The organism is Thioalkalivibrio sp. AKL17, from assembly GCF_000377885.1.
Lineage (GTDB): Bacteria > Pseudomonadota > Gammaproteobacteria > Ectothiorhodospirales > Ectothiorhodospiraceae > Thioalkalivibrio > Thioalkalivibrio halophilus.
On sequence record NZ_KB898764.1, the window covers coordinates 323,960 to 336,059 of the forward strand.

Annotated in this window: 9 protein-coding genes; 7 read left to right on the plus strand and 2 right to left on the minus strand. The window is 70.1% G+C overall.

What is annotated here, in order from left to right; genetic code table 11:
- Nucleotides 1–107: 107 nt before the first annotated feature.
- The gene (locus tag D577_RS0101500) at nt 108–3,626 is read right to left on the minus strand and encodes a hypothetical protein (RefSeq protein ID WP_018945835.1); all 3,519 of its coding nucleotides are present in this window, start codon (nt 3,624–3,626) and stop codon (nt 108–110) included.
- On the minus strand, nt 3,623–4,954 hold the full coding sequence (locus D577_RS0101505; RefSeq protein ID WP_018945836.1) for a DNA repair exonuclease: 1,332 nt from the start codon (nt 4,952–4,954) through the stop codon (nt 3,623–3,625). Before D577_RS0101505 ends, D577_RS0101500 begins: the two co-directional genes overlap by 4 nt.
- Before the next feature lie 153 nt (nt 4,955–5,107).
- On the opposite strand from D577_RS0101505, the gene D577_RS0101510 reads away from it, so the two are divergent.
- The 7 genes from D577_RS0101510 (at nt 5,108) to D577_RS0101540 (ending at nt 12,093) form a co-directional block, all read left to right on the plus strand.
- The gene (locus D577_RS0101510) at nt 5,108–6,202 is read left to right on the plus strand and encodes a hypothetical protein (protein WP_018945837.1); all 1,095 of its coding nucleotides are present in this window, start codon (nt 5,108–5,110) and stop codon (nt 6,200–6,202) included.
- Nucleotides 6,203–6,370: 168 nt separating this feature from the next.
- Nucleotides 6,371–6,628: a nucleotidyltransferase domain-containing protein gene (locus tag D577_RS0101515; RefSeq protein ID WP_051073614.1), complete on the plus strand. Its 258-nt coding sequence runs from the start codon at nt 6,371–6,373 to the stop codon at nt 6,626–6,628.
- The gene (locus tag D577_RS0101520) at nt 6,625–7,116 is read left to right on the plus strand and encodes a hypothetical protein (protein WP_018945839.1); all 492 of its coding nucleotides are present in this window, start codon (nt 6,625–6,627) and stop codon (nt 7,114–7,116) included. The genes D577_RS0101515 and D577_RS0101520 overlap by 4 nt, the downstream gene beginning before the upstream one ends.
- A 103-nt stretch (nt 7,117–7,219) precedes the next feature.
- Entirely contained in the window at nt 7,220–9,637 is a 2,418-nt protein-coding gene (locus tag D577_RS0101525) for a DEAD/DEAH box helicase (protein ID WP_018945840.1), read from the plus strand.
- The gene (locus D577_RS0101530; RefSeq protein WP_018945841.1) at nt 9,634–11,190 is read left to right on the plus strand and encodes a ribonuclease H-like domain-containing protein; all 1,557 of its coding nucleotides are present in this window, start codon (nt 9,634–9,636) and stop codon (nt 11,188–11,190) included. Before D577_RS0101525 ends, D577_RS0101530 begins: the two co-directional genes overlap by 4 nt.
- A gap of 85 nt (nt 11,191–11,275) precedes the next feature.
- Nucleotides 11,276–11,575, plus strand: coding sequence for a nucleotidyltransferase domain-containing protein (locus tag D577_RS0101535; RefSeq protein WP_018945842.1), 300 nt, complete (start codon nt 11,276–11,278; stop codon nt 11,573–11,575).
- The gene (locus D577_RS0101540) at nt 11,572–12,093 is read left to right on the plus strand and encodes a hypothetical protein (protein WP_018945843.1); all 522 of its coding nucleotides are present in this window, start codon (nt 11,572–11,574) and stop codon (nt 12,091–12,093) included. The genes D577_RS0101535 and D577_RS0101540 overlap by 4 nt, the downstream gene beginning before the upstream one ends.
- Nucleotides 12,094–12,100 lie beyond the last annotated feature (7 nt).

Consider the following 12,100-nt stretch of genomic DNA (forward strand, 5'->3'; position numbering starts at 1 on the left):
CAGAGGGGGTATTCAGGGATGAAGCGATCCCAATTCTGGCCTGCCTGCGGCGCGGATGGGACGACCGGAATGCGGAACCGTTCACGGTTCCGCACATCGTCCGGGAGTCAGTCGGCGGTTTCGTGCTCGAGGTGGTCGATCAGGTGCTGGATGTCGGCGGGGTCGGCCGCGGCGGGGAGGCGCTCGAGGACGCGCTGGCGGCGTGCTTCCGGCGTGAGGGGGGCGCGTTCGTCGACTACGCCACGCTCGCGCAGGAATTCGTGCAGCTGTTCGCGATGGCCGGCCCGCAGGCGCTGTTCCGTGCCGCTGGCCATGGTGATCGGGTGCTGCTGCAGGCTTTCCAGCAGGGCCTGCGGGTCGCCTTCGAGTTCCGTGGCGCGCTGCGCCACGCCCTCCAGCGCGTTGTCGGTGAGCACGCCGGCATCACGGGCCTCTTCCAGCAGGCCCCGGTCCACCGTCCGGTTGCGGCCGATGCGCCGGGCCGCAAGCCAGTGTTCCAGCGCGAGGGAGCGATATGCCAGCGCGGCGCGCCGGTGCTCGTCGGGCAGGGCGCGGCGTGCGATCCGTCCATCCAGCAGGCTGCGCAGCGGGCCCACCCGATCGACCCGCCAGACCTGCATCAGGTCGCGCGCGGTCGCGGGATCATCGAACAATACATGCAGCAGGTGGACGTCTTCGGGGGGCCCCGTCGGGTCCGGTCGTGTCACCCCCAGTTCGCGTGCCCAGGCGGCCAGGTCCTTGCCGGCCGGCTCCGGGATGGCGGGAACCGCGGGGAGCTCGAACCGGGCAGGTTCGGTCGCCTCCGCGGGGAGCCCGCGCAGCGCCTGCAGATCCACGCGGTGCGGCCATTCGCCGGTGGCCTGGTGCCATAGCTGCATCTCGTAGTCGCTGGCGGCCAGGTACAGGATCTGGCGATCCCCGTCGCGGGCCAGTTCCTGCAGGGTACGGAACATCACGCGGGCGCGTTCGGGGTCGGTGGTGGCCAGGGCCTCGTCGATCAGCAGCGGCCAGTGCCCTGCTCCCTCGGTCGCCTCGCGCGTCTCGACCCGGGCCAGGCGCAGCGCCAGCAGCAGCTGCATGCGGGTTGCAGTGGAGAGTTCGCCGGGGGGACGCAGCGCGCCCTGCACGCGGTCCTCGCCGACAAAACCGTCCTCGTCCTCGCTCAGCCGCAGCGCCCACTGGTGGTGGGTGAAGCGGGCAAAGGCCTCGCGCGCGCGGCGCAGCAGTTCCGGTTCTTCCTCGCGGCGGAACTCCTCCTGGATGTCGTCGAGCAGGAAGCGCCCGGCTTCGGCGTCCAGGGCTTCGTCGCGCCGACGTTCCAGGTCTTCGCGGGCATTCTGCTCGGCCGCCAGGGCCTGCTCGCGCTCCTGCTGGCGTCCGGTCTGCTCGATGCGTTCGCGGATCTGGCTGCGCTCCTCCTGCAGGGCCTCCAGTCGTGCGGCCCGGTCGGCGGCCTCGTTCCGGCGCCGCTCGAGGGTGTCGCGATCGCCGGGGCCGTCTCGGGAACCGGCCAGGGTCAGCAGGTCCGGGCGGGATTCCAGCTCGCGAACCCCGTCGTCCCGCCGCCGGCGGGCGTCGTCCCGTTCCTGCCGCAGCGCCTGCCAGGCTTCACGTTGCTGCAGACGGTGATCGAGGAGATCGCGCTGGTCGGGTTCCAGACCGGCATCGGCCATCTCGCGCGCCTGCTGACGGTCGATCTCCTCCAGCGAGGTCTCCAGGCGGCGGCATTCGCGGTCCATCTCCGCGATGCGGCGTTCGGCCTCGGCGGCGTCGCGGGCGCGGGTCCGCAGGGCCTCCACCGCCGGGGCCCGGGCCTCGGGGTCGGGCCAGCGGGCCAGGGCGTCCTGCAGTTCGCGTGCGAGCGTGCGGGTGCGTTCCGCGATCTCCGCGCGTCGGGCCTCGGCCTGGTGCAGGGTCAGCTCCGCCTGCTGCAGGGCGCGGGTGCGCTCGAGGAAGTCGTCCAGCCGTCCGGCCAGCGCGGGGTCGAAACCGGCCTCGCGCGTGAATGCCGCCGCTTCCTCCTCGAGTTCCCGCAGCTCGGCATCCACGCGGTCGCGTTCGCCCCGCAGGGTTTCGGCCTCCTCGAAGCGCCGGCGGGTCATGCGCAGCTCGTCGCGCCGGCGTTCGACGGTCTCGAGCAGGGCGCGCACGGCGTCCGCATCCGCTTCCCGCAGTGCTTCGCCGGCAGCCGGCTCCAGGCCCAGCGCGGCGAAATCCCGCGCAAGGCCGTCGCGCCGAGCGTCGCGCGCGCGGCCCTCGTCGGTGCGGCGCAGGCGTGGCGGCAGCAGCCGGGGAAAGACCAGCGGCAGCAGCGCGAGCAGCATCAGGCCGCCGCCGAGCGCGGCCAGCCAGCCCGGTCCCAGGATCCCGCCGACCACCGCGATGCTGCCGCCGAGCCCGGCCCCGACCACCGTGGGGAGCACGGGACGCGCGGGTTCCGCGGGCTCCGCCAGGGTCAGCCAGTCGTGCAGCAGACGGGCGCCGCGCTCGTGGCGCTGCAGGTCCTCTTCCGGCGAGTTGTCCGGGGCGCCCTGCAGACGGGTCTGCAGGGCTGCGTGGCGGTCTTCCAGCTCGCGGCGGCGGCGGGCGAGATCGCGCGCGCGGTCGAGGCTGGCGTCGTCCAGACGGGGCAGCTCGCGGGCCGCGGCCGCGCGGGTGTCCAGCCGGGCGATCGCGTGCTCGCGCGCGCTGCGGGCGTCGGTGCATTCCCGCTCGGCGGTGGCCAGCGCCTGTTCCTGCTGGTGCAGTTCGTCGAGGCGCCCGCGCAGGCGGTCGAGTTCGGCCTCGTCCGGCCGCCGTTCCTGCAGGCCGGTGGCCGCGAGCTGCTCGCGGGCCTGCTCGCGGCTGCGCCCGGCGCGGTCCAGGTCGTCGCGGACGCGTTCGCGCTGCTGCTCCAGCTCGTCCAGGCGTGCGGCTTCGCGGCCGGTGAGGCGGTCCATGTCCGGCGGGAATTCCGCCAGCCGCGCATCCAGGCCGCGCAGGGCCTGCTCGGCTTCGTACAGCCGCAGGGCGGCGTCCAGGGCACGGCCTTCCTGCTCCGCGTCGCGGGCCTGTGCAATGGCCCGGTCCAGCTCCGGCAGGCGACGTTCCTGCTCGGCCACCCCGTGCTGGTGGCGTTCCACCTCCTCGCGTTGCCGGCGCGCCTGCTCCAGCGCGCGGCGCTCCCGATGTCCGGCGCGCGGGGCGGACGTAAACAGCGCCTCGCGCAGGGCCGGCAGGTCGAGCCCGCCGTTGAGTTCGCGCCGCAGGTGGCGGGCCAGGGCCTGTTCCCCGCGCCCCTGGATGCGGACCAGGTCCTCGACGCCGATCAGGTAGCTGTCCAGCAGGTCGGGGGGCGGCGGAGCCGGCGGATCCGCGGGCCGGCCGTCGCATTGCCACGTGACGTGGGTGCCGTTGCGGTCCACCGTCCAGCGGTGCTCGCCATCGTGAAAGCCCGCGGTCAGGGACAGCTGGTGCGGATCGCCCGCGCGGTGACCGGCCAGCAGGTAGCGCAGCGCACGGATCAGACTGCTCTTGCCGGAGGCGTTGGGTCCGGTGACGAAATTGATGGTCGGGTCCAGCTCGTTGACGGAAAAACTGCGGTCGATGCCGGGCAGTCGGCGGATGTCGATATGCTGCAGTTTCACGGGCGGGCCTCCGTGTCCGGATCGGCCAGCAGGTGTTCCAGTAGCCGGCTGCCGCTGTCGGCCAGGCGCGCAGCGACGGCCTCGTCATCCAGTCCGGCCTCGGGCAGGCCGCGCCAGCGGGCGTCGGTGGCGACCGAAGCCAGGCGCTCGCGTGCCTGTTCCAGCAGGGCGCGGCGGTCGGGATCGTCGACGGGATGTTCCAGCAGCCGCAGGCGGCGGGCGAGCAGGCCGGCGTGGTCCTGGCGCCGTGCCAGCTCGTCGAGATCGACGGGCGGGCGGGTGTCGGCAAGGATGCGTTCGATGAAGGTGAAGCGCTCGGGGCTGGCGGCAATGCTTTCCTCGCGGTGCTCCTCCAGTTGCTGCGCGACCTCGCCGGCCAGGGTGGTTTGTCCGGTCAGGCGCAGGCGCAGGCCGAGGGCGCGTGGCGGGGCGGGGCGCGCATCGAGTTGGGCTTCCAGCTCGCGCAGGCCCTGCAGCAGGCGCGTGCGGGCCTGCTCCGGGGCCTCGAGCCCGGTGAGGTCCAGATCCAGTCGCGCCCAGTGCAGCGGCGCCAGGCATTGCTGTTCGATCGATCGGATGCGGTCGCCTTCGACGGTGATCAGCCACGGGCCGCGGGGGCCGTGTTCGCCGGGGTGCAATCCGGTAACGGACCCCAGGTAGCCGCCCGAGTAACGCGGCGCAGCCGACGAGGTTCCCGGTCCGGCGAGCGTGTCCAGGGCATCGGGTCGATGGATATGCCCCAAAAGCCATGCGTCCAGCCCGGCGGCGGCGAGTTCGGCGGAGCTGACCGGGGCGTAGTGCGAGTCGCGCGCGTCGCGGTCGGCGTGCAGCAGGCCCAGTTGAACGCCGGCCGCCGCGCCTTCGCCCCGCGCATGGAAGTCATGTCCGGCGAGCGGGCTGGTGGTCACCCGCCGCAACGGGAACGACCAGCCGTGCAGGGTCACCCGGTCCTCGTCCGTACCGAGGGTGAGGCGCTCCCAGGTCCCGCCACGGCCCAGCAGGTGGAAGCCCTCGAGTTCGTCGGCCAGGCGTGGCAGCACGGTGACATCGTGGTTGCCGGCGACGCCCACCACGGTGATGCCGGCCTGATCGAGCTGCCGAATCCCCTGCAGCAGGAGGCGGTAGGCCTCGAAGAAGTCGTCCTCGCGCTCGACCAGGTCACCGGCCAGTGCTACCGCGTCCACCTGCTGTTCAATGGCCAGGCGGACACAGCGCTCCCAGGCCTCGGCCGGGCCCAGTTTGGCGCCGTCGTCGGCCAGCGCGGCTGGCAGGCTGGCCGGCCGGCGCCCCAGGTGCATGTCGCCCACGGCGAGGATTCGAACGGGCATGGAGATCCCTTTCCGGTATTCGGGGCCCTATGGTCGCATCGCCGCATACAGGGGAGAAGTGGGGCCGCCCCCTGTATCCGGAGGGGGACAGGAGTGTCCCAGGTGGGTGATGCTGGTGGAGATCACAACGGAACCTTTTCGGGGGGCAACGCCATGAAGGACTTCAGCATGCGGGAGACCCTGGGTCTGCTGCGCAGTACCGCACCGTTTCTGGTGTTCCGTTTCGTCATCTACGTGGGGATCACGCTGGCGTACGTGATCGGCACGGGGGTCGGTGCGGGCCTCGGCTACGGGATCGGATATATCGGCGACAACCCCGGGGTATTCGGTCTGTGGGGCGGCTTCATCGGCTTCGGCCTGGTGGGCGCGGTGGTGTACTTCTTCCGCGAATACCTGCTGTACATCGTCAAGGCCGGGCATATCGCGGTGCTGGTGGAGCGCATGGACGGGCAGGAGCTGCCGCAGGGCCGCGGCCAGATCGAGCACGCGCGCGAGGTGGTGCAAGAGCGCTTTGCCCAGGCCTCGGTGCTGTTCGCGGTGGATCAGCTGATCAAGGGCGTGCTCAAGGTCTTCAACCGGGCCTTCTTCAGCATTGCGGCGCTGATCCCGCTGCCCGGTACGAAGGGTCTGGCGAGCTTCATCAACACGGTCATTAACCTGTCGCTCACCTATCTGGACGAGGTGATCCTCGCCTACAACATCCGCACCCGGGCCGAGAACCCGTGGGCAGCCAGCCGCACCGCGCTGATCCTGTATGCGCAGAACTACAAGGCGTTCCTGAAGAACGCGTTCTTCCTTGCCTTCTTCATCTGGGGCATGACCTTCCTCGTGTTTCTCGTCATCCTTGCCCCCGTCGCCGGCCTGGTGGCGCTGATCCCGGCGCTGGCCGGCCCGCTGACGGTGATCATCGCCCTGGTGCTGGCCTGGGGCGTGAAGCAGGCGGTGATCGAGCCGGTCGGCATGGTCGCGCTGATGCAGGTGTTCAACCGCGTGACCGAAGGACAGGAGCCCGACCCGGAATGGGAAGGGCGGCTGGAAAAACTGACCGGCAAGTTCGGCGAGATGCGGCAGAAGGCCGCGGCCTGGACGGGCGGCTCCGGGCGTTCCGATGAGACGGACGATATGGCGACGGCCGGTGCCGCCAGCAGTGGTGGTGAAGGGGCTGACAGTGATGCCCCGACAACAGGCCCTGGCGAGCAGGATCCCGAAGATCGTGGGCGGGACGCCCCGGATCGGGGCGTTAGGTAAACGCCGGTTCATCGACCCGGGTTTATCGACCCGGATTTATCGCAGTTTCGCCGAGGCACACGGATGTGCCCCGATCAGCCGACCCTCCGTTTGGAGGGGGGCACCGGCTGGCCTACAATCAACGGAATGCGCCTTCGTCCCGAGCATATAAAAGCAATCCGCGAGGTCGTGCGCCGAGAATGCGGTGCGAGCGCCCGTGTTCGGCTGTTTGGCTCGCGTCTGGACGATGCAGGGCGAGGTGGCGATGTCGACGTGCTGGTTGAGCTGGATGACCCGGTCGAGCGCCCGGCCATGCTTTCCGCCCGTCTCTCGGCCATGATCAGCCGCCGGCTCCAGGGGCGTGCAGTGGACGTTGTCCTCTCCGCCCCGAACATCACCCGGAGCCCGGTTCATGACATTGCCGAAAGAGAAGGGCAGCTTCTGTGAAGCTCGGGCACGAACAACTGGAACGTCTGCGGTTTCTCGCGCGTGTCGTACAGCGTGAGCAACAGCATCTTCTGACCACCGACCAGCGCGTATTCAACGAGCCATTCACCCAGGCCCGTGCGCGCGACCTCGCCGAGAAAGTAGACGAGGCCGAACGAGTGGAAGCCTTTGTCAGCCGATTTGGCCGCCTTCAGGATACCCTGGGGGACAAACTGCTCCCGCTCTACCTCGAAGCGCTGGGAGAACATGTTGGCGCCGCCATTGACAACCTTGACCGAGCCGAAAAGCTGGGGCTGATGCCTTCGAGTGACGACTGGCTGGCCATGCGGAAACTGCGCAACCAGATGGTGCACGAATATATCGAGGACCCAGTGACCCTTGCCGACGCCCTGCAAACGGGGCACGAATTCGTGCCGACGTTGCAGTCTGTCGTTCAGGCATTCCTGACTGACATGCGCGCCCGTGGCTGGACCATTGCGGAGACATGACAGACGACCCGTTTAGAGATCACGGTGGCCCTCTCATGTCATTGGCTGCTTCTGGTTCTGCGGGCTAAGATCGCCAGTGATCAGCTCCCGTGGAAAGCATTCCGTGCCCGAATCGGCCCGTCCGCCATCCGATGTCCCCGAAGCCGATTCCGAAGTGGAGGGCGCGCGCCGGCTGGCGGAGCGGCTGAAGGCGCGTTACCGCAAGCGGATCACCGGCGAGCTGGTGATGCCCGCGCGGCCGGCCAGCACCGCGCCTATCCCCGACGACCTCGATCCGGCGATCGCCACCGCGCTGCGGGCGCGCGGCGTCGAGCGGCTGTACAGCCACCAGCGGGCGGCCTGGGATCGGGTGCGTGCCGAGCATCACACCGTCGTGGTCACCCCCACCGCCTCGGGCAAGACCCTGTGCTACAACCTCCCGGTGCTGCAGGCGGCGCGCGAGCGCAAGGCGCGCGCGCTGTACCTGTTCCCCACCAAGGCCCTGTCACAGGACCAGGTGGCCGAGCTGATGGAGCTCAACGAGGCCGGCGATCTGGGCGTGCGCGCCTATACCTTCGACGGCGATACCCCGGGCGATGCGCGCAAGGCGGTGCGCACGCGCGGGGACATCGTGGTCACCAACCCGGACATGCTGCATCAGGGCGTGCTGCCGCACCACACCAAGTGGGCGCAGTTCTTCGAGAGCCTGGAGTACGTGGTCATCGACGAGACCCACAGCTACCGCGGGGTGTTCGGCTCGCACGTGGCGAACGTGATGCGCCGGCTGCGCCGGGTCTGCCGCTTCTACGGCGCGGATCCGGTGTTCATCCTGAGCTCCGCGACCATCGCCAACCCGCAGGAGCTGGCGGAAGGGCTGGTGGGCGCACCGGTGGAGGCGATCACCGAGAGCGGCGCGCCGGCCGGCGAACGCCACCTGCTGCTGTGGAATCCGCCGGTGGTGAATGCCGATCTCGGCATCCGCGCCTCGGCGCGCTCGCAGGTCACGCGTATCGCGCGCACGGCCATGCGGGCGAAGCTGTCCACCATCATCTTCGCGCGCACGCGGCTGATGGTGGAGATCATCACCCGCTACATGAAGGACGTGTTCGACAACGACCCGCGCAAGGCGGCGCGGGTGGCCGCGTACCGTGGCGGCTATCTGCCGAACGAGCGCCGCGAGACCGAGAAGGCGCTGCGCGGCGGCAACGTGGACTGCGTGATCGCCACCTCGGCGCTGGAGCTGGGCGTGGATATCGGCAGCCTGGACGTGTGCCTGCTGACGGGCTACCCCGGCACCATCGCCAGCACCTGGCAGCGGCTCGGTCGCGCCGGACGGCGCAACCGGCCCTCGCTGGGCGTGCTGGTGGCCAGCTCCGAGCCGCTGGATCAGTACATCATTCGCAACCCGGAGTTCTTCCTCGGGCAGTCGCCGGAGCAGGCGCGCATCGCCCCGGACCAGCTGCTGATCCTGCTGGACCACGTGCGCTGCGCGGCGTTCGAGCTGCCATTCCGGCGCGGCGAGACCTTCGGCGGCGAGGACCTGGAGGCCCTGCTCGACTACCTGGAAGAGGAGGGCGTGCTGCACCGCGAGTCCGACACCTGGCACTGGACCGAGGACAGCTACCCGGCGCAGAGCGTCAGCCTGCGCTCGGTGGCCGAGGGCAACTTCGTGGTGGTGGATACCAGCGACGGGCAGCAGAAGATCATCGCGGAGGTGGATTTCTCCAGTGCCGCCGAGACCCTGTACGAGGGGGCGATCTACCTGGTGCAGGCGGTGCCCTACCAGGTCGAGCACCTCGACTGGGACGGGCGCAAGGCCTTCGTCACCCGCACCCGCGCCGATTACTACACCGACGCCATCGACTACACCCGGCTGAAGATCCTCGACGACTTCGAGCGCAGCGCGGCCGGGCAGGGGGAGGCTGCGCGAGGCGAGGTGCATATCGTCCGCCGCATCCCGGGCTACAAGAAGATCCGCTACTACACCCACGAGAACATTGGCTACGGCAATATCAATCTGCCGGATCAGGAGATGCACACCACCTCGGTGTGGTGGCAGATGGCGCCGGAGGCGCTGGAGGAGCATTTTGCCTCCCGCCACGAGGCGCTGGACGGCTTTCTCGGCGCGGCCTACGCGATGCATCACGTCGCCGCGCTGGTGGTGATGTCGGAACCGCAGGATCTCGGTCGTGCGGTGGGTGACGGCGACGCCCGCTGGTTTGCCACCGTGGGGGCCGGCGGGCGGGGACAGCTGCGCACCCTCGACGGCGGCGAGCGCGACCCCGAGCAGGAAGCGCGCTTCCGACCGGCGGTGTTCCTGTACGACAACTATCCCGGGGGCGTGGGGCTGTCGTCGCCGCTGTTCGATGCGCGGGCGCGGGTGGTCCGCGACGCCCTGGCCTTGATCCACAACTGCGGCTGTGCCCATGGCTGTCCCGCCTGCATCGGCCCGATTCTCGCCAGCGACGAGGTGCGCGGGTTCTCGCCCAAACAGGCGGCGCTGACTGTGCTGGAGGCCCTTGGCGAGGGGGCGGCGGCATGAGCCTGTCCGACCGGCTGAACACCCTGCGACGGCAGGCCGGCGTGACCCCGGAACGGCGCACCGCGGACGAGGTTGTCCGGGACGGGGCCGGACCCTCCGGTTCGGCCCCCGGGGGTTCGGAAGCCGGCCCTGCGGATGCCGCAGGCGGGACGGCCCCCGGGACCGAATCCGGGCAAGAAACCGGTTCGATGACGGACGCCTCCGCAGATCCGGGGGGTGCGTCGGGAAACGAAGGGTCCGTGCGCGAAGGCCGGGCGCCAGCGACCGGGCAGGGCGAAAGCCCGCAGCGCGCCCGCGCCCTGGCCGAGCTGCGCGAACGGATCCGGCGTATGGGGGCTGCGCCGAAACAGCCCAGCGCGCAGGATGTCAGGCACTCCGCCGTATCCCCCGCAGATGGGAAGTCAGACGGGGCGACGGCACCGACCGCGATCCCCCATGGCCCGGCCGTATCCGTTGACGAACTCGCCGAACGTCTCGGCGGCAGCCGCATTGGCGAACACGTGATCCTGCTGGATCGCGAGCTGCCACCGGGGCACGAACATGGCCGGCTGGCTCTGGGGGAGGCCCTGGAGTCGGCGTGGCCGTTCTGGGAGGCCGGCGAACGGGTGGGCTTCATCGACACCGAGACCACGGGGCTGGCCGGCGGTGCCGGGACCGTGGCGTTTCTGGTGGGCCTGGCGACGCCGACCGGCGAGGGCCTGCGCCTGCGCCAGTGGCTGATGACCGCGTTCGCCGGCGAGGCCGCCATGCTGGAGTCGGTGGATGCCGCGCTGGCCGGCTGCGAGCGCCTGGTCAGCTACAACGGCAAGACCTTCGACCTGCCGCTGCTGCGCGACCGCCGGCGCATGCAGCGTCGAAACGATCCGGCGGACAGCGCCCACACCGACTTTCTCCATCCGGTACGCGCGCTGTATGGCCATGCTTGGCCCGACTGCCGCCTGCGCACCGCGGAAGAACGGCTTCTGGGCCTGCAGCGCCCCGATGACCTCCCCGGTTCTGACGCGCCGTGGGCGTGGCAGGCGTATCTGCGCTTCGGTCAGGCGGATTTGCTGCAGCGTGTGGTGCGGCACAATGCCGACGATATCTTCAGTCTGGCCGTTCTGGGTCCCGCGCTCGCCGGGGTGCTGGCCGACCCGCCGGCGCAGTTGGCTTCGCCCGAGGGCGCCGCGCGTCTGTTACACCGGCTTCGGGGGCCGGTGGAAGCCCGCCGGCTGCTGCAGCAATGCGAACAACGGCTGAACCCCGCCGGGCGGTTGTGGCTCGCCCGGGAATGGCGCCGCGCGGGTGTCTGGGAACGCGCGGTCGCTCTGTGGCAGTCTCTGGCCGAACAGGGACACCCGGAAGCCATCGAGGCCCTGGCCAAATACCACGAGCATCAGCGCCGTGACCCCGCGACCGCCCTGGAGTGGGCGCGTCGCCTGCCGGATTCTGCCGCCGCGCGTGCACGGTGTGCCCGGCTGGTACAGCGCCTCGGCCGGGATGCAGGCCTGCTCGCCGACGCGAGCCCGGACTCGGCGCCCGATCGGCCAGAGGGCTGGCCTCCCACCGGTTGAAGCCGGGCTGGGCCCCGACCGGTCCGTTCCGGTGCCGGGGATTTGTTACGATCCCGGAATCCCTCGCCACGTCGAGTCCATGCCCATGCGCCTGTCGAACGAAACCCGCGAGACGATTCGCACCACGGTGCGGGAGGTCTTTGGCGAGGAGGCTCGCGTGCTGCTGTTCGGTTCGCGCACGGATGATGCCGCGCGCGGCGGGGACATCGACCTGCTGGTGGAGCTGCCGCAGTCGATGCCGGATCGGCGGTCGCGGGAGCTGACCCTGGTGGCGCGCCTGCAGAGGCGCCTGGGGGATCGCGAATTCGATGTGGTCACCATCGATCCCGATACGACCTGCGAGCCGATTCATCGCGAAGCCCGTCGCACGGGGGTGCCGCTGTGAACGAGGAAAGTTTGCTGCCAGTCGATCGCTTTCTGCAGACGCTGGAGATCGTGCGCCGGGAGGGAGAACATCTGGACTGGAGTCGCGGGCGGCTGGCAGCGGAATCGATCGACGCTGAATGGGTGCGAGCGCTGGACGACGCCCCGGAGCGAGCGGAGCGCATGGAAGCATTCGTGTCCCGTTTCGGCCGCATGCAGGACACCATCGCCGACAAGCTCCTGCCACGCTGGCTTCTCGCGCTGGCGGAAACACCGGGCAGTCAGATCGAGGTCCTCAATCGGGCGGAACGTCTGGGTGTGATCGAGGACCTGGAAGACTGGCTTGAAGTGCGGCGGCTGCGCAACCGGCTGGTGCACGAGTACATGCGCGATCCGGAGACCTTCGCCGAAGACCTTTGTCGTACCCGCGCGCACACGGATATGCTGCTGGACACCTACGAGCGGGTGCGGCGTTTCGCGGTGGAGCGCATGGGACTGGATTCCACGGCGGTGCCCGTATCGCTTGTGGGAGCGAAATAGTGCCGGC